This is a genomic window from Lapillicoccus jejuensis, from assembly GCF_006715055.1.
Lineage (GTDB): Bacteria > Actinomycetota > Actinomycetes > Actinomycetales > Dermatophilaceae > Lapillicoccus > Lapillicoccus jejuensis.
The window spans coordinates 2191245-2213188 of the sequence record NZ_VFMN01000001.1 but is presented as its reverse complement, the minus strand read 5'-3'; the positions used below and the strand labels follow the sequence as shown (position 1 = coordinate 2213188).

Sequence of the window (21944 nt, the reverse complement as noted above, 5' to 3'; positions counted from 1 at the left end):
TCCCGACGACCCGCCCACGGGAGGAGCGTGGGCGGGTCGCGGGAAGGCGGCGTCAGCCGCAGGTGAGGACGGGGGTGAGCCAGTCGCCGTGGTCGTTGCCGTTGCCGTCACCGCCGTCGCCGACGACGAGGTCGACGCTCTGCGCGCCGCTGACGTCGACGTCGACGGGCACCGCGGCCTGGTGACCCCTGAGCACCGGGCTCGTGTAGACCGCCTTGCCGTCGGCGAGCACGGAGAAGGTCACCGTCCCGGCGCCCCCCGTCTCGTCGTCGACCCCGACCGAGCCGGTGAACCGGGTGCACCGGCCGGCCGTGTAGAGCGTGACGTCGCTCACGGCGTTGGTGCCCAGGCCCTTGGCGTAGACGGCTCCGGCGACGGTGAGCGGGTGACCGTCCCCGGCCGCCTTCTCCCCGTTGCTCGTGTCGCGCTCGACCGGGCCCCACCCGTTGGTGGTCGAGAGGAACGGCAGCGACGACACCGCGTCCTGCCCCGCGGCCGGCGGGGCCGGCAGCGCTCGCACGATGCGCTCGTCGCGCAGGATGCCGCCCGTGCGGCCCTGCTGGTAGCCGACCGTCACCGAGAGGGCCGACGAGGACGGGAGCGTGGCCGGGGCGGTCACCGTCCACGAGACGGTCGCCGACCCTCCGGGCGCCACGCGCCCCACCACCACGGGACTCGGGGCGCTCGCGCTCCACCCCGCCGGTACGACGAGCCGCGGCGTCAGCGAGGTGGCGGCCGGCGCCCCGGTCGGCACCGAGACGGTGGCCTTCGCCGTGAAGGTGGAGCCCGCCGTCACCCCGTCGGGCACCGCCAGCGCGACGGACGCCTTGGGGGCCGAGGGCTGCGCGTAGCGGGCCCGGTCGTAGCCGGGGCTGTCGTTCATCGACACCTGCAACGGCGAGGTCCAGGTGCCGTAGCTGGTCAGCGACACCGCCCCGAGACCGCCGGTGCTCCCGTCGAGGTTCCACACGGCGATGGCGATGGTGTTCCTGCCGCGGGTGTCGAGGATGCCGTTGGGCACCGGGAACGAGTGCTGCGGCCCGAGGTCGTTGACGTAGTTGCCGACCATCCAGCCGTTGACGAAGAGCTCGGCCCGGTAGTGCCGCGAGGGGTCGTCGGCGATGGTGAGGCCGACCGACGTGTCCTGGCCCTTGGGCAGGGCCAGGGTGGTCGTCGTGCGATACCAGGAGACCCCGGCCCGGGTGTCGCTCGTCGGCAGTGTGGTGCTCGCCCAGCCGGCGTCGGGGAAGCCGGGCAGGTGCCAGCCGGCGCGCTCGCCGTACAGGCCGCCGGTCGACAGCGGCCCGCGGACCGGGTCGGGGACGTCCTCCCCGCCCTGGTCGCCCTGCAGCCGCCAGGTGATGCTCGACAGCGGCGAGCCGACGAGGGCGGCCGAGGTGAGGCCGCGGGCCGACTTGTTGCCGTTGGTCGAGTTGTAGTCCTCCTCGTGGCCCATGTCGATCGTGAGGACCGACAGGACGTTGTCCGCCCCGACCTTCTGCGTGCCGGCGGGGAAGGAGAAGGTCCCCGCGCCGGTCCTCGAGCTGCCGAGGAAGGTCCCGTTGAGCCAGACGCTGAAGGACTGGGCGGCCCCACCGGAGGGCGACGTCAGCGTGATCCCGGTCGCGCCGGCGGATCCCGTGAACCGACCGCGGTACCAGACGTTCCCGGTGTGGAAGCCGTAGTCGTCGGCGTAGAGCACCGGGGTCGTCGGGTCGCCGTCGACGCTGTTGGACGTCGTCTTGTCGGCCGTGACCCAGCGCGAGTCGTCGAAGCCGGGGGCCGACTCCGGCGACTCCTCGGCGTGCTTCCAGTCGGTGAGCGCCGGCAGCGTGACCGGCTGCCGGACGGAGATGACGCCGACCCGTGAGCCGGAGGTCGTCGCCCTGGTCTGCACCCGGGCGCCGTTCCAGGTCACCGACGACCCGGAGGCGGCGGACGCGAAGACCTCGATCCCGTTGTCGTCGCCGTTGTCGCCGGTGAGGGCGAGCGTCGTGCCGAGCGTGGTCGCCGTGCGGAGCAGGTGGGTGCCGCGCACGAGCACCGGCCCGGCCGCGGTGTCCTGGCGCCAGAACGTCTCGGCCGTCGGCTTGTCGGCGAGCAGCAGCAGGACCGGTCGGGCCGCACCGCCGCCGGAGACGGTCACCCGGGCGAGGCCGCCGTGCCGGTAGTTCAGCCGCAGGTCGCCGGTCGCGGCGTCCCACGTCGACGTCACCGAGCCCGCGGTCCCGTTCGCCTGGACGGTGACCGTCGGCTGGCTCGCGTAGTGCAGGACGGTCTCGCCGTCGGTGCCCTGGTCGCCGTAGAGGAGCGCGACGTCGCGGTCGCCGATCGTCGCCGTCGTCATGATCTCCGACGTGGAGTAGCGCAGCTGCTGCGCACCGAACGCGTCGTTGGCGACGAGGATGTGCGAGTCGCGCCCGTTCAGCGTGATGGCGGTGCCCGGCTGCTGGGGCACGACGAGGGCCGGCGGCGGGACGGACAGGTCGACGGCGTCGACGGAGACGTAGCTGCCCCCCGAGCCGTCGCTGTGCGTGCCGTCGACGACGATCTTCAGGGTGTGCGGTCCGTCGCTGAGACCGGACTTCTGGAACAGCACCTTCTGGAAGTCGGTGCCGGGGCTGTAGCCGTCGACGGTCGTCTGCTTGACGCCGTCGAGGTAGACGTCAGCCAGCCCGTGGTTGGCCGCGGTCGGGGCGATCCACCGGATCGCCGTCCCGGAGAACGGGACCGACACCGAGTCACCGGCGTGGTCGGAGAAGGACTCCGTGCGCTGGTAGTCGCCGCCGGTGTAGCTCTGGTCCGCCACGTGCTGCCAGGCGCTGCCGGTGTACTGCAGGTGCGTCGTGTCCGCGTCGTCGTAGCTGTACGACGTCGAGCCGGTCGCCGCCAGGTCGAGGCTGACGTGCGTCCGGTCGACCGCCGTGGAGGTCGAGTCCGCGTGGCGCAGCACGTGGAACTGCGTCCGCGTGTCGGGGTTGATCCGGGCGGTGTCGACGACGGCGGTGTCGTCCGGGGCCGTGACGGCGAGCGGGTCGGTCTTGGTCAACGGCGCGACCGACTGGGTGAGGTAGCCGATGAGCTTGTCCTCGTCGTACTTCGGGTCCAGCTGCCGGGTCTCGCGGATGGCTGCTCCGTAGTCGTACGACGTGTAGTTCTCCGGCATCCCGAGCCAGCCCCAGTTGGTGCCGCCGAAGAGCATGTAGAAGCTCTGCGCGGTGGCGCCGACCGCGATGTTGTTCTTGTAGAACACGTTCGCGAACTGGTCGTCGATCAGCTGGGCGCACTTGTCGTAGCCCGGGCCACCCCACGGGTCGAAGGCGCCGCCCTGGAACTCCGGCGTGTAGAGCGGCTTGCCCGCCGGGTGGTCGTAGGAGATGTCGGGGACGCCGTTCCACCGCGTGGGGTTCGAGCAGTCGAAGCCCTGCGGGTAGGAGTCGGGACCGTCGACGTCGAGCGCACCCGCACCGGAGTTGAAGGTGCCGTTGTTGTTGCCGGTGAGGGGCACGGTGATGCCGTCCGCGCGGGCCTTGTCCTCCATGTGCTGCAGGTAGGCGCGGCCGGCGGCGCTGCCGTTGTAGTACTCGTTCTCGACCTGGTAGGCGATGACCGGGCCGCCGCCGTTCGTCAGCTGCCGCCTGGCGAGGATGGCGTCGATCTGCGACTGCCACTCGTCTGCGTAGGCGAGGTAGGTCGGGTCGGGTGAGCGGTTCTGGCCGGGCGTCGTCGACATCCAGCCGGGGTAGCCGCCGCCGTCGACCTCGGCGTTGATGTAGGGCGCCGGACGGGCGATGACGTAGAGGCCCGCCTGCTGGGCCGCGTCGAGGACGGCGTCCACGTCGCGGATGCCGGTGAAGTCGTACTGGCCCTGCTTCGCCGAGTGGTAGCCCCAGTCGACGTAGAGCGAGGTCGCGTTGAACCCGGCGGCCTTCATCTTCTGGAAGATGTCGAGCCACAGCGAGGGGCTCGGCAGCCTGAAGTAGTGCACCTCCCCCGACCACAGGTAGGTGCGCTGCCCCTCGACGAGGAACGAGTACCCGTCGTAGGTGACGGTGCGCGCGCCCGCCGACGGCGCCGCCGGTACGGCGGCGTGGGCCGCGGCGGGCAGGGCCGGGGTCGCCGGCGCCGCGCCGGCGGTCGCCGTCGAGGCGAGAGCCGTGGCGGCCACGGTGGTGAGGGCGGCGAGCCCGGACAGGAGCGCGCGGCGGCGCGGTCGCCCGGGTGCGGTGGGTCGAGACATCGGTGTCCCCGTTCGCTGTGCTCGGCCCTGCTGGGCCTCCGGTAGGGCCGAGCCGGACCCCGTGCGCGGCGGCACGCCGCCTCGGGGAAGGCCGTCTCGGCCGGGCTCGCGGCGTCACGCTGGCACCGGGTCCTCCAGCGGTCAAGGCGAGGTCGAGGCCGACCGGGTGTTCGACGTCGACCCGGGAACCGCCCAACCGAACACGCTCGATGGTGGAATCGGCCATCCAGCACCCTCTGGTGTGGGAAAACCGGACACGTTGCGCTCGACAACCACCCCGGTGGACGGCCTTGTGCCTTTCTGTCGGCCGCGCCTCCGCCCTCCTCCTGACCAAGAATTTACCGTCGCGAGGTCCGTGGCCGACCGAGCCCGACTCCGTGAAGCCCGGACCCGCCTCCCTGTTGTCGTCCATGCCAATCCTTACCAAGACCGCTGCGATCACCGCCGATCCCTCCTCGAGGAGATCGCTGAACTCGTTCTCGACCTGGACGGCGACAACGGGCCCGCCGCGCGAGGCCTGCAGGGCGGCGACGCGGGGCACGAGCTCGTCGATCTAGGTGGGCACCGGGTCCAGGAACCGGGGGTCGCTGCCGCGTAACGGGATCCGTCGCCGCGTCAGCCACACCGGCAGACCGTCGTTGGGCCACTCGGCGCAGATGTAGGGCCCGGGACGGACGACTGCGTCGAGGCCCACGTCGGCCGCGAGCCGCAGGAACCTCTCGAGGTCGGCCCAGCCGGTGAAGTCGGGCGGCACGTCCTCGCGCGGTCGGTGCACGTTCCAGGCGACGTGGGTGTCGACGGCGTCGACGCCGAGGTCGGCGAGCCGCAGCGGCCGGTCGCGCCAGTGACCCGGGTGGACCCGGACGTAGTGCATCGAGCCCGCCCGCAGCGAGGAGGCGGCGCCCGAGCGCCACAGTCGCCCGTCGGCGACGTGGAGCGCCTATCCCGTCACCGTGGAGAGCGGGCCGACGTCACGACGTGAGGGTGGTACCGGTCGTCATCGACAGCAACACCGCGTCATAGCGGTAGCAGTGGCGCACCGGCCATCAGGACCGGCGCTGCGCGGTGTCGTCCTCGACGGGGGCCGGCGCCGCGACCGCGCCCGGCCGGCTGCGGACGGGGCTCTGGAGCATCCGCCTCACCGCGCCGGCGAAGGCGCCGGTCCGACGCCGCAGGGCCAGCTCGACCGTCTGGGACTCCTGCGCGGTGAGGCGACCCCGGTGCCGGCGCGCCTTGGCCCAGCGGGCCAGGTCGAGCATCCCGGCCACCGCGGCGTCGACCTCGGGGGCGGGCGCGACCTCACGGGTGCGGTCCGGCAGCGCCGTCGGCGGCGTCGGGGCGGCGTCGCGACCGCGCCGACGACGGGCGGGCGGGGGGACCATGCCCTCGAGTCTCGCACCGGCGCCGCCCCGCGTCTCGCCGGAACGGCTCCGCCGGAGCGGACGACCCGGGGAACCGGGTCAGCGGGGCGTCGGCCACCGGTGCCGCAGCAGCCGCAGCCCGTTGAGCCCGACGACGACCGTCGACCCCTCGTGCCCGAGCACACCGAGCGGCAGGGGGAGCGTCCCGAGGACGTCCCACGCGACGAGGACGACGATGAAGCACCCGGCGACCACGAGGTTGGCCGTGACCACGCGGCGAGCGCGGCGCGACAGCTCGACCAGGCCCGGCACGGTGGACAGGTCGTCGCGCACGACGACGGCGTCGGCGGTCTGCAGGGTCAGGTCGCTGCCCGCCCCGCCCATGGCGATGCCGGCGTGCGCGGCGGCCAGCGCGGGCGCGTCGTTGAGGCCGTCGCCGACGACGGTCACCCGGTCACCGGCGGCGGTCAGCCCGCGCACGGCGACGACCTTGTCGTCGGGCAGCAGCCCGGCGCGCACGTCCTCGATCCCGACCTCGCCGGCCAGCCGGCGCGGCGGGGAGGTTGTCGCCGGTGAGGAGCACCGGCTCGGCGACCGTCAGGGCGCGCAGGGCGGCGACGGCGTCGGCGGCCTCGGGGCGCAGGTCGTCCACGAGCCCGAGCACCCCGGCCGGGGTGCCGTCGCGCAGGACGACGACCGCGGTGCGGCCGCCGGCCTCGAGGGCGGCGGCGGTGCGTCGCGCGTCGCCGTACGGCGTCCCGTCGGTGTCGGGACGCCCGCCGAGCAGCGACGAGGGCGCGCCGACGGCGACCTCGACCCCGTCCACCGCGGCGACGACGCCGCGGCCGGGCGCGGCCCGGAAGCCGGTGGCCTCGGCGAGGACCAGTCCGCGCCCGCGCGCGGCGCGCACGACCGCCGCGCCGAGCGGGTGCTCGCTCGGCTGCTCCGCCGCGGCGGCCAGGGCGAGCAGCGCGTCCGGCTCCAGGCCGCCCCGGGGAGCACCTCGACGTCCTCCACGCGCGGGGTGCCGCGGGTGAGCGTGCCCGTCTTGTCGAAGGCGACCCGGGTCGTCGTGCCGAGGCGCTCCATGACGACGGCGGACTTGACGAGCACCCCACGGCGCCCGGCGCTCGCGATGGCGGCGAGCAGCGGGGGCATCGTCGCGAGGACCACCGCGCAGGGCGACGCGACGATCATGAAGGTCATCGCCCGCAGCAGCGCCTCGTCCAGCGCCTGCCCGAGCAGGAGGGGCACGGCGAAGAGGACGACGGTGGCCGCGACCATGCCCACGGAGTAGCGCTGCTCGACCTTCTCGACGAACAGCTGGGTGCGCGCCTTGGTCCGCGAGGCCTCCTGCACGAGCGCGGCGATCCGCGCGACCACGGAGTCGGCGGCGGGCCGCCCGACCCGCACGCGCAGGGCGCCGGTGCCGTTCATCGTGCCGGCGAACACCTCGTCACCCGGGTGCTTGGGCACCGGCAGCGGCTCGCCGGTGATCGTCGCCTGGTCGACGTCGCTCGCGCCCCCGACCACCTCGCCGTCGGCGCCGACGCGCTCCCCCGGACGGACGAGGACGAGGTCGCCGACGACGAGGTCCTCGACGGCGACGCTCTCCTCGCCGTCGGGTCCCACCCGGGTCGCGGTCTCGGGCGCGAGGTCGAGCAGCGAGCGCACGCTGTCCTCGGTGCGGGCGGTCGCGACCGCCTCGAGCGCCCCGGACGTCGCGAAGATGACGATGAGCAGCGCGCCGTCGAGCACCTGCCCGATGGCGGCGGCGCCGAGGGCGGCGACGACCATGAGCAGGTCGACGTCGAGGGTGCGCTCGCGCAGCGCCGACAGCCCGGCGAGCAGCGGCTCCCAGCCCCCGGCGACGTAGCAGCCGGCGAGGAGCGGCCCCCAGGCCCAGGCCGGGCCACCGGCGAGGTCGACGACGAGCCCGGCGAGGAACAGCACGAGCGAGAGGGCCGCCCAGCGCACCTCGGGCACGCGTCGCAGCGCGGTGCGGGTGACGGGGGGAAGCAGACCGGCCGGTCGGGCGTCGGGACGGGGCTCGGCGAGGAGGCTCACGCGCCTACGATAACCAACGCATGAACATCTGTTCATCCGTGTGGTTCGGGTCCCGCCGTTGCTACGCTGCCGGCATGGGTCACGGGGTGGACGGACGGGTCGGTCCCGCCGAGCTCGACGCCACGACCGCGCGCACCGTCGCCGACACCCTCCAGGCCCTCACCACCCCCAGCCGGCTGCTCATCCTCGCCCGGCTGCGGCAGGGCCCGGCCACCGTCGGCGTGCTCGCCGACGAGGTCGGCATGGAGCAGTCGGCCGTCTCGCACCAGCTGCGCCTGCTGCGTCACCTCGGGCTCGTCGAGGGCACGCGCAGCGGCCGCTCGATCAGCTACCGCCTGTACGACGACCACGTCGCCGCCCTGCTCGACCAGGCCGTTTACCACGTGGAGCACCTGCGCCTCGGGGCGCGCGACCTCGCCTGACCGGCGGTGGGCCCGGGTGGGGAGGGGCGGGCCCCGCACCAGCCAGGGGGTGAGAGGCGCGGGGCCCGCCGGTCCGCCGTACCAGGGGTGGGGACGGACCTCGACCCGGCCGACGCGAACCGCTCGGGTCGTCCCCGATCCTGCCCCGGTGCGCCTGAGAGGGGGCTGAGACGGCGCCGGCTCAGGGCGTCGGCGAGGCGACGAGCCGGTAGCCCGCGCCACGCACCGTCTCCAGCGACGCGACCCCGAACGGGACGTCGAGCTTGCGGCGCAGGTAGCCGACGTAGACCTCGACGACGTTGGCCGGTCCGTCGAAGCCGGGGTCCCACACCTCGTCGAGCAGCTCGCGCTTCCCGACCACCTCGTCGGGCCGCTCCATGAGGTAGCGCAGGAGCGCGAACTCCCTCGCGGTGAGCCGGATCTCGTGGTCGCCGCGGTGCACGCGCCGGGTGCGCGGGTCCAGCCGCAGGTCGCCGACCTCGAGGAGCCCGGACGCCGCCGCGCCGCTCCCCGAGCGCCGGTGCAGCGCCCGCAGCCGGGCGGCGAGGACGACGAAGCTGAACGGCTTGGTGAGGTAGTCGTCGGCGCCGAGGTCGAAGGCCTGGGCCTGGTCGTACTCGTCGTCGAGCGCGGTGAGCATGAGCACGGGCGTGGTGACCTGTCGCTCGCGCAACCGCTCGACGAGCTGGTAGCCGTCGAGGCCGGGCAGCATGATGTCGAGGACGAGGACGTCGTACGGCTGCTCGCCCGCCCGCCAGAGCGCCTCCTCGCCGTCGTGCAGGACGTCGACCTCGAAGCCCTCCTTGACCAGGCCCCGGCGCACCACCTCCGCCAGGGGGCGTTCGTCCTCGACGAGCAGGATCCGCACGGGGTCAGTCTCGCACCGGGCCGGACGGCGACCTGAGACGCCGCTGAGCCGGCCTGTGCCAGCCTGTCCCGGTGCGCCCCCCGGCCGTCCCCCGCCGCCTGCTGCCGCTCGCCCGGCGGTCGGGCACCGCGCTGCGCTCGGTCCGGGGGCAGGCGGCGACCGCGGCCGCGGTCGTCCTCGGCGTGGGCCTCGCGGTCGGCGGCGCGATCGTCCTGCTCGTCCTGCACGCCCTGCTCGTCTCGACCCTCGTCGACTCGCTCACGGCCCGCCTGGACGAGGACGCCGCCCTGCTCGCCCGCTCGGGGGTGCCCGCGGTGCGCGCGGCGGAGCAGGTCGGCCGACCCGCCGACACCCTCGTCGCCGTCGTGGGCCCCGACGGTGGGCTCGCGGCCGCCGCGGGCGGGCCGCTCGACGTGGGTGAGGGGGTCGAGGCGGTCGACGCCACCGGGCTGCTGCCGAGCACCGAGCTCGCGGCCCTGCGCGCCGACCCGGGGCGGACGGTGGTCACCGGCCGCTCCGTCGTCCCGCTCTCGCACCGGTTCCGCTCGCCGCTCGTCGTGGCCCGCGGTGTGGCCGCGCCGGACGGGACGACGTACGTCGTCCTCGTGGCCGCCGGGCAGGACCAGCAGACCGACGCGGTGAGCACGACGGCCGTCCTGCTCGTCCTCGTGTGGCCGTTCGTCGTCGCCCTGGGCGCGGCCACCGTCTGGTGGCGGGTGGGCCGGACCCTGCGGTCCGTCGAGCTCATCCGGGCCCGCGTCGAGGAGCTCGGGGCCACGTCGGTCGCGGCGTCGGTGCCGGTGCCGGACACCGGTGACGAGGTGGCCGCGCTCGCGACGACGATGAACGCCATGCTTGCCCGGCTCGAGGGGGCCCGGGCGACCCAGCGGCGCTTCGTCGCCGACGCGAGCCACGAGCTGCGTTCGCCCGTCGCGACGCTGCACGGGCTCGGCGAGCTCCTCGACCCCGCCGACCCGGCCGCGGTCGCCGAGCTGCGTCCCATCCTGCGCGGCGAGACCACCCGCCTCGCGCGGCTCGTCGACGACCTGCTCCTGCTCTCCCGGGCCGACGACGGCCGGCTGGTCCTCGCCCGCGAGCCCGTCGACCTCGCCGGGGTGGTCCGCTCCGAGGCGGCCCGGGCGCGGGCGGTGGCCGGGGCGGTCGCCGTCCGCGACGACGCGGGCGAGGTCGAGGTCGTCGGCGACCGGCTGCGGCTCGCGCAGGTGTGCCGCAACCTCGTCGACAACGCGCTCCAGCACGCGCGGGGCGAGGTCCGGGTGGGCCTCGAGCGCACGGGAACGGGCGTCCGGCTCGTCGTCGACGACGACGGACCCGGGGTGCCGCCGGCTGACCGCGAGCGGGTGCTCGAGCGGTTCGTCCGGCTCGACGCGAGCCGCGGCCGGCACACCGGCGGGTCGGGCCTCGGGCTGGCCATCGTCGCCGACCTCGTGGCCCGGCACGGCGGGACGGTGCGGGTGGAGGACTCCCCGCTCGGCGGGGCCCGGGTGGTCGTCCAGCTGCCCGCCGGCCCCCTCGGTCGCGTTCCGGACTCGCGTTCTGCCGCGTCCTGAGCCCGCCGAGGTCGCCGGAAGCGGCACAACGTGAGTCCGGAACGCGGTGAGGGCGCCGGGCGCGGGAGTACACCGCCCCCGTCAGCGGCGGGCGGCGACCACCCGGGCGGTCGCGAGCGCGACGGCGGCGAGCAGGGCGCCGTACAGGGCCGTGGCGAAGCCGTCGCCCAGCCGCACCGTCTGCACGACACCCGTCACGGACCCGACGAGCAGGACCAGGGCGACGGCGGCGAACGCCGGGCGCCGGGCGCAGCGGGCGGCGTCGCGGTCGACGAGGACGACGGTGAGCACGCCGACCGCGAGGACGGCCAGGACGACGACGACGCGCAGGGTGTCGTGCCCGATGCTGCTCACGCCCGGCAGTCGACCACGTCGACGTGACCGCGACCTGGGAGCGGTGCGGGAGGAGGGTGGGACAGGGCGGCGGCATGGACGGCCGGGGAGAACGGAGGCCGGCCAGCCGCTCCCCAGCGACCGCCGGCCTCCCGGGATCTGGACGCTCCCCCACGGAACGCATCTCCCCCGGCCCTCCCCACGAGAGCCAGGGCTCACGGTAGCGCTCCGCCTCCTGTCCGGGGCGAGAATGGGGAAGTTCCCTCCGCGGGCCGGCTCAGGCGTCGATGGACTCGATGCCGCCGACGTCCGCGGCGAGCCGCCGCAGGTCCCGGGCCAGGTCCTCGTCGGCCACGAGGTCCGCGGCCAGGTGCTGCTCCATCGTGGTGCGGGCGGCCTCCAGCGCGCGGTCGGCGCGGGGGGTCAGGACGACGATCGAGCGACGCCGGTCGCCCGGGTCGGGCCGTCGCTCGGCGTACCCCGCGGTCTCCAGCCGGTCGACCAGCGCCGTCATCGAGCTGCTCGTCAGGCGCAGCCGTCGACCGAGGTCCATCTGCGGCATGGGCCCGAGGACGTCGAGGACCTGCAGGGCCTGGCTGTCGTTCGCCGGCAGCCCGAGGTCGTCGGCGACCACCGAGCGGTAGTGGCCGACGGCGATCACGAGGAGCTGGACCGAGCGGAGGAGGTCCGCCCCGGCGAGCGGGTCGCTCTCCTCGAGCACGGACGGTCCTCCACCGGTCACAGCTGTCCCTTCGAGAGACTCAGCCGTTTTCCGACCGAATGCCCGAATTGTAGACGCCAGGGTGATAGTTCGGCAACCGAGCAGTCAGATCACATGACGGTTGGCTTCTCGGACGGTTGCGCGACCCACCGAGATGAACGGGTCGCCGGCGCCTTGGTCTCACAGGTGCGTCGAGCGCAGCCGCAGCGCGTTGGCGATGACGCTGACCGACGACAGCGACATGGCCGCCGCGGCGACCACCGGCGACAGCAGCCACCCGAGCGCCGGGTAGAGCACCCCCGCCGCGAGCGGGACGCCGGCCGCGTTGTAGACGAAGGCGAAGACGAGGTTCTGCCGGATGTTGCGCATCGTCGCGCGCGACAGGGCCCGCGCCCGGACGAGCCCCTCGAGGTCGCCGTTGAGCAGGGTCAGCCCGGCGCTCTCGACGGCCACATCGGTGCCGCCGCCCATGGCGACGCCGACGTCGGCGGCCGCCAGCGCGGGGGCGTCGTTGACGCCGTCGCCGGCCATCGCGACGACGCGGCCCTGCGCGCGCAGCCGCTCGACGACCTCCCCCTTGCCCTCGGGCAGGACCCCGGCCTCGACCCGCTCGACGCCGAGCCGGCCGGCGACGGCGCGCGCCGTGACCTCGTCGTCGCCGGTCAGCATGACGACCTCGACCCCCTCGGCGCGCAGCGCGGCGAGGGCGGAGGACGCGGACGCGCGGACCGGGTCGGCGACCGCGACGAGGGCGACGAGGTGGCCGTCGACCGCGGCGTGCACGACGGTGGCGGCCTGCGCGCGCCACTCGTCCGCACGGCGCCGTACGGCGTCCAGCTCGGCGCCGTCGACCCCGCTCCCCCGCAGGTACGACGCCGTCCCGGCGAGGACGGTGCGCCCGCGCACCGTGCCGCGGACCCCCTGGCCCGACGGGGCCTCGACGTCGGTGACGTCGGCGGTCGCGACGCCGGCCTCCTCGGCGGCGCGGACGACGGCGCGGCCGAGCGGGTGCTCCGACGCCCGCTCCAGCGAGGCGAGCAGGCCCAGCACCGCGTCGTGGTCGAGGGGCCCGCCGTCGACCCGCTCGGCGCCGGGGAGCAGCTCGAACCCGGTGACGGACGGCCGGCCCTCGGTGAGGGTGCCGGTCTTGTCGACGACGAGGGTGTCGACCTTCTCGAGCCGCTCGAGGGCCTCGGCGTCGCGGACGAGCACCCCGGTGCGCGCCCCCCGTCCGATGCCGACCATCACCGACATCGGGGTCGCCAGGCCGAGCGCGCAGGGGCAGGCGATGACGACGACGCTGACCGCGACGACGAGCGCGTGCGCGAGCCGCGGGTCGGGGCCGACGAGGGCCCACACGACGAACGCGGCGACCGCGGCCGCGAGCACGGCGGGGACGAACCACGCCGAGACCCGGTCGGCCAACCGCTGGATCGGCGCGCGCGAGCGCTGCGCCTGCGCGACCATCGCGACGATGCGGGCGACGACCGTGTCGGTGCCGACCTTGTCGGCGACGACGACGAGCGCCCCGGCCCCGTTGACGGTGCCGCCGACGACGGAGTCCCCCTCCTGCTTGTTCACGGGCCGTGACTCACCGGTGACGAGCGACTCGTCCACGGCCGACCGGCCCTGCTCGACGGTCGCGTCGACGGGCACCTTCTCCCCGGGACGGATCCGCAGCCGGTCGCCGACGCGGACCTCCTCGATCGCGACGTCGTGCTCCTCCCCGTCGTCGGCCAGGCGCCGCGCCGTCGGAGGGGTGAGGTCGAGCAGGGCCTTGATGGCGCCCGAGGTCCGGTCCCGGGCCCGCAGCTCGAGGACCTGCCCGAGCAGGACGAGGACGGTGATGACGGCCGCCGGCTCGAAGTAGGTGTCGACCTCGCCCATGCCGGAGCGGAACGCCGCCGGCAGCAGCCCCGGCGCGAGGGTGGCGACGACGCTGAAGGCCCACGACACGACCGTGCCCAGCGCGACGAGCGTGAACATGTTGAGGTTGCGCGTCCGCACCGAGGCCCAGCCGCGCACGAGGAAGGGCCAGCCGGCCCACCACACCACGGGGGTGGTGAGGACGAGCTGGGCCCAGGCCGAGACGTCGCCGGGCACCGCCGACTCGAGCGCGGGGACGAGGTGGCGGCCCATCTCGAGCAGGACGACGGGGACCGCGAGCGCGAGCCCGATCCGGAAGCGGCGGGTCATGTCGGCCAGCTCGGGGTGGGGTCCGGAGTCCGCGGTGACGAGCACCGGCTCGAGGGCCATCCCGCAGATCGGGCAGCTGCCGGGGCCGTGCTGGCGCACCTCCGGGTGCATCGGGCAGGTGTACTCAGCGGCCGCGTCGGCCGGCGCCGCCGGGGCCGGGTGCAGCACGGCCTCGGGGTCGGCGACGAAGCGGGCCCGGCAGTGCTCCGAGCAGAAGCGGTACGTCGTCCCGTCGTGCTCCGCCGCGAGCGGCGCGTCCGCCGCGACGGTCATCCCGCACACGGGGTCGACCACGGTGTCGGCCGCGTCGCGGTGGTCGCGGTCGTGGCCGTGGTCGTCGCCGTGGTGGTGACCATGGTGGTGGTGCCCGGCGTCGTCGCGGCCGAGGACCGCCTCGGGGTCGGCGACGAAGCGAGCCCGGCAGTGCTCGGAGCAGAAGCGGTACGTCGTCCCGTCGTGCTCCGCCGCGAGCGGCGCGTCCGCCGCGACCGTCATCCCGCACACGGGGTCGGCGGTGGTCGGCTGCGTGGCGAGGGAGGCGTGGTCGTGATGGTGCTCGGGCATTCCTCCACGATACCCCCAAGGGGTATCCGAGCCGGGGGTCGGGGCACGCGACGAGCCGACCGGTCGCGGTCGACCCCTCGGGGTGGTGCGTGCCGGGTCGGTGGTGTCGCGGTCGGCTCAGTGCTCGTCGACGTGGTCGTCGTGGACCGCGTGACGGTGCCCGTCGTGCACGTAGTCGACGTGGTCGCCGTGCTCGACGGCCTCGTGCCCGCAGTCGGCGCCGTGCACGTGCTCGTGGTCGGCGTGGGTGTCGTGGGTCTCGGGGGTCGCAGGGGTGGTGGTCACGGTGGCTCCTCGGCAGGGGTGGCTCGGTCGAGGTCGTCGTACCCCGTCGCCGCCCCCACCACCGCCACCTACCCCCGCTGCGTCCGAGATCGTGGCGGCGGGGACGGCCGAGACCTCGGACGCTGTAGGGCGCCGCCCCGCAGCGTCCGCACCCCGCGGGCACCGGTGCCCCGGCGGTGCGGACGTCAGGGGCAGGCGCAGCGCAGGGGGAGCGCCCACCCGGCGTCGAGGTCGGCGTCGCGAACCGGGCCCCCGGGGAACGGGAGCCGAACCGCACGCACGCCGTCCGCGTCGAGGACGGCGAGGCTGAGCCCGTAGCCGTCGACCGCGCGCGGGACGACGTCGAGGGCGTCGTACCCCTGCGCCCGCAGGCAGGCGAGCAGCTCGCCCCGGTGACGGGACGCGAGGTGGTCGACGACGCGAGCGGCACTCTGCCGCAACGGGTCCGGCTCGGCCGCAGCGAAGGCGGCCGGCTCGACGGGTCGTCGGCCGGGGCCCACGAGGCACACCGCGAGCAGCTCGGACCGGTAGCGGCGCCGTCCGTCGGTCGACGCGCCGCGCAACGGCGTGAAGCGCGCCGTCAGGCGCAGCACCGACCGGTCGGGCGGTCCGGCCGGCGGGAGGACGAGGACCCCCACCGGGCAGGCCCGCAGCGCGGCGACCACCGGCGACCCGGGCTCGACCACGAGGACCGGGCGACCCTCCACGCCGCCCTCGAGGTCCACGCCCCACGACCGCCCCCCGGCCGGGCAGCGGCGCAGCAGCAGGCTCCCCGCCGACCAGGTGGCCAGCGCGGTCCGTGCCGCCTCGGCCGCGCTCGGCTCGGTCCGCACCCGGCTCGTCATCCCGCCCACCTCTTCCTGTCGCCCCGGACGCCTGGTGACCAAGGTCCACCTAACTGAGGTTAGGCTAACCTCATCAGGTCGTGCCCAGCCTTCTCCGAGAGGACCCTCATGCGTCTCCCCCGTCCGGTCGCGCTCGCCGTCGCCGCCCTCGCCCTGGCCCTCGCGGGTTGCTCGTCGGCCGCCACCGGCGCCACCGGCGACGACCCCGCCGCCACGGCGGGCTCCACCGGGTCCGCCGCCGCCTTCCCGGTCACCGTCCCGCACGCCTTCGGCAGCACGACGGTCGAGAGGAAGCCCACCCGCATCGCCACCGTCTCCTGGGCCAACCACGAGGTGCCCCTCGCCCTCGGCGTCGTCCCGGTCGGGATGAGCAAGGCGACCTGGGGCGACGACGACGGCGACGGCGTCCTGCCGTGGGACGCGCAGCGGCTCGCCGAGCTCGGGGCGCAGACGCCGGTCCTGTTCGACGAGACCCAGGGCCTGGACTTCGAGAAGGTCGCCGACACCCGGCCCGACCTCATCCTCGCCACCTACTCCGGCCTGACGAAGGAGGACTACGACAAGCTCTCCCAGATCGCGCCGACCATCGCCTACCCGAAGGTCGCCTGGGGCACCCCGTGGCAGGAGATGGTGACGGTGAGCGCCACCGCGATGGGCGAGAAGGCCGAGGGCGAGCAGCTCGTCGCCGACGTCGAGAAGACGGTGCGGGACGACTTCGCGGAGCACCCGACGCTCGCCGGCAAGAAGGTCCTCTTCGCGACCTTCGACCCCGCCGACAAGAGCAAGATCGGCTTCTACACCGGCCACGACACCCGACCCGGCTTCCTCGCCGACCTCGGCCTGCCCGCCCCGGCGCTCGTCGCCGAGGAGACCGCCCGGACGCAGGCGTTCTACACGACGGTGAGCACCGAGCAGGCCGACCGTCTCGACGACGTCGACCTCGTCGTCACCTACGGCAACGCCTCGACGCTGAAGACCCTCCAGGCCGATCCGGTCCTGTCCACGGTCCCCGCCATCAAGGCCGGCCACGTCGCCGTCCTCCCGGACTCGACCCCGCTCGCCGCCGCGGCCAACCCCTCGCCGCTCAACATCCGGTGGGGCGTCGAGCGGTACCTCGACCTGCTCGCGGACGCCCTGCAGCCGGCGGCGTGAGCCGGACCCTCGCGCCCGCCCGACCGGCCGCCGCGCCGGCGCAGCGGCGGCCGGTCGGGCTGCGCGTCACCTGGGCGGTCGGGTCGGTCGTGCTGCTCGCCCTCCTCGTCGCCCTGTCCGTCGCCGTCGGCGCGCGCACCGTGCCGCTCGGGGACGTCGTCACCGCGCTGACCGGCGGCGGCAGCGGCCTCGACGCCGCGGTCGTCACCCAGCGCGTCCCGCGGACCGTCCTCGCCGTCCTCGTCGGCGCGGCCCTCGCCCTCGCCGGCGCGGTCATGCAGGGCGTGACCCGCAACCCGCTCGCCGACCCCGGCCTGCTCGGCGTCAGCTCCGGCGCGGCCCTCTTCGTCGTCGTCGGCATCACCGCCTTCGGCCTGTCGTCGGCGACCGGCTACCTCGTCGTCGCGGTCGCGGGCTCGGCGGTCGCGGCCACCTTCGTGTACGCCGTCGGCGCGCTCGGCCGCGGCGGCGCCACCCCGCTCAAGCTGGCCCTCTCCGGCGCCGCGACGAGCGCCGCGCTCAGCTCGCTGGTCAGCGCGATCCTGCTGCCGCGGGTCGACGTCATGACCCGCTTCCGCTTCTGGCAGATCGGCGGCGTCGGCGGCGCGTCCTGGGACCGCATCGCCGTCGCCCTCCCCGTCCTCGCGGCCGGGGCGCTGCTCTGCCTCGCCATGGCCCGCGGCCTGAACTCCCTCGCCCTCGGCGACGACCTCGCCGCCGGCCTCGGCGTCCACGTGCGCCGCACCCGGCTGCTCGCCGCCGCCGGGGCCGTCGTGCTCGCCGGCGCGGCCACCGCGATCGCCGGCCCCATCGGCTTCGTCGGGCTCGTCGTCCCGCACGTGGTGCGCACCGTCGTGGGCTCCGACCACCGCTGGCTGCTCCCGCTCAGCGCCGTCGGCGGCTCGGCCCTGCTCGTCCTCGCCGACGTCGTCGGCCGGGTCGTCGCCCGGCCGTCCGAGGTCGACGTCGGCATCGTCACCGCCCTCGTCGGGGCCCCGTTCTTCGTCTGGATCGTGCGGCGCCGCACGGTGCGCGAGCTGTGAGCGTCCGTACGGCGCCCCGTACGGGCCCGACCGCGCCGGTCGCCACCACCCCCGGCGTCACGGGGCTGCGCGCCGGCCGCCGGGCCCGCGCCCGCCGGCACCACCTCGTCGTCGCCGTCCTCGCCCTGCTCCTGCTCGGTGCCTGCCTCGTCGCCCTCATGGTCGGCCACACCTTCTACGGGCCGGGCGAGGTGCTGCGGGTCGTCCTCGGTGAGCGGGTGCCCGGCGCGTCGTTCACCGTGGGCGGGCTGCGGCTGCCGCGCACGTGCCTCGCGGCCCTCGCCGGGCTCGCGTTCGGCGCCGCGGGCGTGACCTTCCAGACGCTGCTGCGCAACGCGCTCGCCGCCCCCGACGTCATCGGGATCAGCTCCGGCGCGAGCGCAGCCGGCGTCGTCGCCATCGTCGTGCTGTCGCTCGACGACACCTGGGTCGCCGTCGTCGCGCTGGTCGGTGCGCTGGTCACCGCCGCCGTCATCCACCTGGTCTCCGCGGGTGGGCCGGGCTTCGCCGGCACGCGGCTCATCCTCGTCGGCATCGGCGTCGGCGCGATGCTCGACAGCGTCGTCACCTACGTCCTGTCGCGGGCCAGTGAGTGGGACCTGCAGACGGCGATGCGGTGGCTCACCGGCAACGTCAACGGCGCGACGTGGTCGCGGGTCGTCCCGCTGGCCGTCGCCTGCGCCGTCCTGCTGCCGCTGCTCGCCTCGCGCGGCCGGGCGCTGGAGGTGCTGCGCCTCGGCGACGACGCCGCCGCCTCGCTCGGCGTGCGGGTCGGCCGCACGCGGATGCTGTTGCTGCTGGCCGCGGTCGGCCTGCTCGCCGTCGCGACGTCGGCGGCCGGCCCGATCGCCTTCGTCGCCTTCATGGCCGGGCCGATCGCGGCCCGCCTCGTGCCGGCCGGCCGGTCCCTGCTGGTGCCGAGCGCGCTGGTCGGCGGGCTGCTCGTCGTCGTCGCCGACCTCGTCGGGCAGTACGCCCTCGGCACCCGCTTCCCCGTCGGCGTCGTCACCGGCGTCCTCGGGGCGCCGTACCTCGTCCACCTGCTCGTCCGCACCAACCGCTCGGGAGCCTCGCTGTGACCTTCACGCCCGCGACCACCGCCCACCGGCTGCGCGCCGAGCGCGTCAGCCTCGCGTACGGCGACCTGCGGGTCGTCGAGGACCTCGACCTCGCCGTCGCGCCCGGTGAGGTGACGGCCGTCGTCGGGGCCAACGGCTGCGGCAAGTCGACGGTGCTCCGCGCCCTCGGCCGCCTCCTCGCCCCCACGGGCGGACGGGTCGTCCTCGACGGGCGCGACGTGCACCGGATGCGCTCGCGCGACGTCGCCCGCACCCTCGGCCTGCTGCCGCAGAGCCCCACCGCGCCCGAGGGCATCGTCGTCGCCGACCTCGTCGCCCGGGGCCGGCACCCGCACCAGGGGCTGCTGGCCCGGTGGAGCCGCGAGGACGACGCGGCCGTCGCCGAGGCGATGGCCGCCACCGGCGTCGCCGACCTCGCCGACCGGGGGGTCGACGAGCTGAGCGGCGGCCAGCGCCAGCGGGTCTGGATCGCCATGGCCCTCGCGCAGCAGACCGACCTCCTCCTGCTCGACGAGCCGACGACCTTCCTCGACGTCGCCCACCAGGTCGACGTGCTCGACCTGCTGCTCGACCTGCGCGACGAGCGCGGGACGACCGTCGTCATGGTCCTGCACGACCTCAACCTCGCCGCGCGCTACGCCGACCGCCTCGTCGCCGTGCGCGACGGGCGGGTGCACGCCGAGGGCCGCCCCGACGAGGTCATCACGCCGGAGGTCGTCGAGGCCGTCTTCGGTCTGCCGTGCCGCGTCGTCCCCGACCCCATCTCGGGGACCCCCCTCGTGCTGCCCATCGGCCGGCACCGGGTCGGTCGGCACGTCGCCTGAGTCCCTCAGGCGCGTGCGGCCCGGGCCTCGAGCACCGCGAGGTCGCGCTCCGCGAAGAGCCGGTGCGCCTGCTCCTCGCGCACGACGGCCATGACGCAGCGTCGTACGGCGTACTCGCCCGCGGCCGGGTAGCCCTCCCCCGTCACCGTCGTCGTCCCGCCGAGCCGCTCGTCGGTGAGCCCGGCGAGCGCCGTGTCGACGGCGGCCACCCGCTCGGCGCGCGCCGCCAGCACCTGCGGCAGATCCGGGTCGGCGGCACGGTCGACCGGCACCGGGGTGTCGTCCTCCTCCATCTCGTCGTGCGGCACCCCGGCGCCCCAGAACGGCGACTCCTCCCCGAGCACCGCCCGCCGCAGCCAGGCGTCGGTGCAGAAGACCAGGTGCCGCAGCGTCTCGAGGAACGAGTACTCGTGGTCGACCCGTTCGTGCAGCAGCGGCTCGGGCAGCGCCCGGGCGCGCTCGAGCACCGGGCCCCAGGCGTCGCGGACGGCGACCCAGGCGGTCCGCACCGCGTCCGCTCCCCCGTCGCCGGCCGCGCGGACCAGCACCCGCTCCGGGTGGCGCCGGTCGAGCTCGGCCTCGACGTAGGGGCCGACGTCGACCCCGTTGACCGTGAGGCCGAGCAGCTCCCCGTCGACGTCGACCCGCTCGAGCCACGCCCCGCGCAGCCGGGCACCGGTGAGGTCGACGTTGCGCAGGAAGGCGTCCTGCAGGTCGACCTGCTCGAAGCGGGCGCCGGTGAGGTCCACCCGGGTGAGGGTCGAGGCGCGCAGGTCGGTGTCGCGGAGGTCCATCGGCCCAGGGTGGCACCCACCCCCGACACGCCCCGCGCGTCACACTGGTCACATCCGTCCCGGTGGTGCACAATTCGGACATCAGCCTCCGACCCCCATCCGAGGACATCCCTCGGCCGCGGTCCTCCCCGCGAAAGGCACGACCCGATGGACACCATCGACCACGCCCTGCTCGTCCTCCTGCCGGTGCTCGCCGCCGGAGCCCTGCTGCCGTTCGCGATGGAGCGCGTCGAGCGGCTCCTCGCCGGTCCGGCGCCCGCCGAGGGCCCGGGCGACCCGGACTGACGGGTCAGGCGATCGGGGCCGTCCCGAGGACGACCGTCGCCGACCCCGTGGTCCCGTCCGGAGCGGTCCAGGTCAGCGCCACCCGGTCCCCCGGGCGGTGCGCGGTGACGGCCGCGCGCAGCTGGTCCCCGCTCGAGACGCTCGTCCCGTCCACGGACGTCACCGTGTCACCGGCCGCCAGGCCGGAGCCGTCGACCGGTCCGCCGGCGACGACGCCGTACACCGTCGTGGAGCCGTCGGACGCGAGGCCGACCCCGAGATAGCCGTCGTACCCGAGGGCCACGGTGTCGCTCGCCCGCCCGGCGACGACCTCGTCGACCACCTGGCGCACCGTCGCCGCGGGGATGGCGTAGCCGGTGACGTCGCGGGTGCCGCTCGAGGCGGCGACGTTCATCGCGACGACCTGCCCGGCGGCGTCGTAGACCGCACCCCCGGAGTCGCCGGGGACGATGTCGGCCGCGAGCTCCACGAGGCCGGAGAGGTGGTGCGTCGTGCCGTCGTCGCCCTGGACGTCGATCTCCTGGGCCAGCGCGGTGACCGTCCCCGGCGCCGCGGTGAGCGTCGACTCCCCCTGCGCGTCGCCGACGGCGGTGACGGACTGGCCCGTGGTCGCGGCGGACGCCGCGAAGGTGACCGGCGTGAGACCGCTCGCCCCCTGCAGCTGCAGGACCGCGACGTCGGCCGTCGCGTCCCCGCCGACGTACGTCGCCGTGTAGGTGCGGCCCGTGCTCATCACCGTCACCCGGATCGAGGTCGCCCCCTCGACGACGTGGTGGTTGGTGACGACGCGCCCGTCGGCCGTGAGGACCATGCCGGTCCCCGCGGCCTCCCCGTCGGTGAGGGTCGAGTCGATCCGGACCAGGCCGGTCAGCTGGGTCGACGTCGGGCTCGTCGTCGTCCCGCTCGTCGTCCCGCCGCTCGCCCCGCTCGTCGTCCCGCTCGTCGTCCCGTCCGTCGACCCGCTCGTCCCCGACACCCCGCCGAGGCCGCCCTCGGTCCAGCCCCCGCGGCCGCCCCACCAGACCGGCGATCCCGTCGTCCCGGACGCGCCGCCGGTCCCGGTGCCCGCGGTCGCCGAGGAGGCGGCCGACGTGGTCGCCGCGGTCGTGCGCAGGGCGAGCACCGAGCCGCCGCCGGCGACCCCGCCGACCGCGAGGGCGGCGACGAGCAGGGCGGCGGCCCGCCGCCGACCGCTCGACCCGGCGGGGCGGTGCGCCGGGGTCACCGGCTGCTCGGCCCCGGGGAGAGCCCCGGAAGGCGTCCCGGGAAGGGACCGGGGAAGCGACTCGGGGGA

Annotated in this window: 18 protein-coding genes and 2 pseudogenes; 7 read left to right on the top strand and 13 right to left on the bottom strand. The window is 75.5% G+C overall.

Features of this window, described 5'->3' with window-relative positions:
• Window positions 1-52 precede the first annotated feature (52 nt).
• The 5 genes and pseudogenes from FB458_RS10515 to FB458_RS22065 all read right to left on the bottom strand — a co-directional run.
• The gene (locus tag FB458_RS10515) at window positions 53-4240 is read right to left on the bottom strand and encodes a beta-galactosidase (RefSeq protein ID WP_141848446.1); all 4188 of its coding nucleotides are present in this window, start codon (window positions 4238-4240) and stop codon (window positions 53-55) included.
• A gap of 553 nt (window positions 4241-4793) precedes the next feature.
• Window positions 4794-5156 (bottom strand): beta-galactosidase, encoded by a 363-nt coding sequence (locus tag FB458_RS10510; RefSeq protein WP_281286123.1) that lies wholly within the window; start codon window positions 5154-5156, stop codon window positions 4794-4796.
• 130 nt (window positions 5157-5286) lie between these two features.
• Window positions 5287-5622 carry a hypothetical protein gene (locus FB458_RS10505; RefSeq protein WP_141848445.1) on the bottom strand — a complete coding sequence of 112 codons (336 nt, stop codon included), beginning with the start codon at window positions 5620-5622 and terminating at the stop codon, window positions 5287-5289.
• 78 nt (window positions 5623-5700) lie between these two features.
• A pseudogene (locus FB458_RS22070) lies at window positions 5701-6511 on the bottom strand (HAD-IC family P-type ATPase).
• Window positions 6512-6612: 101 nt separating this feature from the next.
• Window positions 6613-7398, bottom strand: a pseudogene (locus FB458_RS22065) (HAD-IC family P-type ATPase); the annotation flags it as partial.
• 344 nt (window positions 7399-7742) lie between these two features.
• Between FB458_RS22065 and FB458_RS10495 the strand changes: the two are divergent.
• On the top strand, window positions 7743-8090 hold the full coding sequence (locus FB458_RS10495; RefSeq protein ID WP_141848444.1) for an ArsR/SmtB family transcription factor: 348 nt from the start codon (window positions 7743-7745) through the stop codon (window positions 8088-8090).
• A 181-nt stretch (window positions 8091-8271) separates the two neighbouring features.
• Here FB458_RS10495 and FB458_RS10490 read toward each other — a convergent pair whose 3' ends face one another.
• Window positions 8272-8958 carry a response regulator transcription factor gene (locus FB458_RS10490; protein ID WP_141848443.1) on the bottom strand — a complete coding sequence of 229 codons (687 nt, stop codon included), beginning with the start codon at window positions 8956-8958 and terminating at the stop codon, window positions 8272-8274.
• A gap of 71 nt (window positions 8959-9029) precedes the next feature.
• Here FB458_RS10490 and FB458_RS10485 point away from each other — a divergent pair, with 71 nt between their 5' ends.
• A complete protein-coding gene (locus FB458_RS10485; RefSeq protein WP_141848442.1) occupies window positions 9030-10529 on the top strand; it encodes a sensor histidine kinase in 1500 nt (499 codons plus the stop codon).
• An 81-nt stretch (window positions 10530-10610) separates the two neighbouring features.
• Here FB458_RS10485 and FB458_RS10480 read toward each other — a convergent pair whose 3' ends face one another.
• From FB458_RS10480 to FB458_RS10460, 5 genes are all read right to left on the bottom strand, one after another.
• Entirely contained in the window at window positions 10611-10883 is a 273-nt protein-coding gene (locus FB458_RS10480) for a hypothetical protein (RefSeq protein WP_141848441.1), read from the bottom strand.
• A gap of 256 nt (window positions 10884-11139) precedes the next feature.
• Entirely contained in the window at window positions 11140-11583 is a 444-nt protein-coding gene (locus FB458_RS10475) for a MarR family winged helix-turn-helix transcriptional regulator (protein ID WP_170185638.1), read from the bottom strand.
• 180 nt (window positions 11584-11763) lie between these two features.
• Entirely contained in the window at window positions 11764-14343 is a 2580-nt protein-coding gene (locus FB458_RS10470; RefSeq protein WP_141848439.1) for a heavy metal translocating P-type ATPase, read from the bottom strand.
• Between the two features lie 117 nt (window positions 14344-14460).
• A complete protein-coding gene (locus FB458_RS10465) occupies window positions 14461-14628 on the bottom strand; it encodes a zinc transporter permease (RefSeq protein ID WP_141848438.1) in 168 nt (55 codons plus the stop codon).
• 185 nt (window positions 14629-14813) lie between these two features.
• Window positions 14814-15473 (bottom strand): DUF2470 domain-containing protein, encoded by a 660-nt coding sequence (locus FB458_RS10460; RefSeq protein ID WP_141848437.1) that lies wholly within the window; start codon window positions 15471-15473, stop codon window positions 14814-14816.
• Between the two features lie 108 nt (window positions 15474-15581).
• On the opposite strand from FB458_RS10460, the gene FB458_RS10455 reads away from it, so the two are divergent.
• The 4 genes from FB458_RS10455 to FB458_RS10440 are packed head-to-tail and all read left to right on the top strand — an operon-like array spanning window position 15582 to window position 19571.
• The gene (locus FB458_RS10455) at window positions 15582-16625 is read left to right on the top strand and encodes an iron-siderophore ABC transporter substrate-binding protein (RefSeq protein WP_141848436.1); all 1044 of its coding nucleotides are present in this window, start codon (window positions 15582-15584) and stop codon (window positions 16623-16625) included.
• Complete coding sequence (locus tag FB458_RS10450) at window positions 16622-17668, top strand: FecCD family ABC transporter permease (protein WP_141848435.1); 1047 nt, start codon at window positions 16622-16624, stop codon at window positions 17666-17668. The genes FB458_RS10455 and FB458_RS10450 overlap by 4 nt, the downstream gene beginning before the upstream one ends.
• Window positions 17665-18747 (top strand): FecCD family ABC transporter permease, encoded by a 1083-nt coding sequence (locus tag FB458_RS10445; RefSeq protein ID WP_141848434.1) that lies wholly within the window; start codon window positions 17665-17667, stop codon window positions 18745-18747. Before FB458_RS10450 ends, FB458_RS10445 begins: the two co-directional genes overlap by 4 nt.
• Window positions 18744-19571 carry an ABC transporter ATP-binding protein gene (locus FB458_RS10440; RefSeq protein WP_141848433.1) on the top strand — a complete coding sequence of 276 codons (828 nt, stop codon included), beginning with the start codon at window positions 18744-18746 and terminating at the stop codon, window positions 19569-19571. The genes FB458_RS10445 and FB458_RS10440 overlap by 4 nt, the downstream gene beginning before the upstream one ends.
• 5 nt (window positions 19572-19576) lie before the next feature.
• On the opposite strand, the gene FB458_RS10435 is transcribed toward FB458_RS10440, so the two are convergent.
• A complete protein-coding gene (locus FB458_RS10435) occupies window positions 19577-20365 on the bottom strand; it encodes a DinB family protein (protein WP_141848432.1) in 789 nt (262 codons plus the stop codon).
• A 147-nt stretch (window positions 20366-20512) separates the two neighbouring features.
• Between FB458_RS10435 and FB458_RS21315 the strand changes: the two genes are divergently transcribed.
• Entirely contained in the window at window positions 20513-20650 is a 138-nt protein-coding gene (locus tag FB458_RS21315; protein WP_170185637.1) for a hypothetical protein, read from the top strand.
• 4 nt (window positions 20651-20654) lie between these two features.
• Here the strand turns inward: FB458_RS21315 and FB458_RS10430 are convergent, their stop codons facing one another.
• The gene (locus FB458_RS10430) at window positions 20655-21875 is read right to left on the bottom strand and encodes a S1C family serine protease (RefSeq protein WP_141848431.1); all 1221 of its coding nucleotides are present in this window, start codon (window positions 21873-21875) and stop codon (window positions 20655-20657) included.
• Window positions 21876-21944: the final 69 nt, after the last annotated feature.

Coding starts and splice junctions, on each gene's coding strand:
- FB458_RS10515 (WP_141848446.1), bottom strand. CDS start 4,240: ATGTCTCGACCCACCGCACCCGGGCGACCGCGCCGCCGCGCGCTCCTG.
- FB458_RS10505 (WP_141848445.1), bottom strand. CDS start 5,622: ATGGTCCCCCCGCCCGCCCGTCGTCGGCGCGGTCGCGACGCCGCCCCG.
- FB458_RS10495 (WP_141848444.1), top strand. CDS start 7,743: ATGGGTCACGGGGTGGACGGACGGGTCGGTCCCGCCGAGCTCGACGCC.
- FB458_RS10470 (WP_141848439.1), bottom strand. CDS start 14,343: ATGCCCGAGCACCATCACGACCACGCCTCCCTCGCCACGCAGCCGACC.
- FB458_RS10460 (WP_141848437.1), bottom strand. CDS start 15,473: ATGACGAGCCGGGTGCGGACCGAGCCGAGCGCGGCCGAGGCGGCACGG.
- FB458_RS10455 (WP_141848436.1), top strand. CDS start 15,582: ATGCGTCTCCCCCGTCCGGTCGCGCTCGCCGTCGCCGCCCTCGCCCTG.
- FB458_RS10435 (WP_141848432.1), bottom strand. CDS start 20,365: ATGGACCTCCGCGACACCGACCTGCGCGCCTCGACCCTCACCCGGGTG.
- FB458_RS21315 (WP_170185637.1), top strand. CDS start 20,513: ATGGACACCATCGACCACGCCCTGCTCGTCCTCCTGCCGGTGCTCGCC.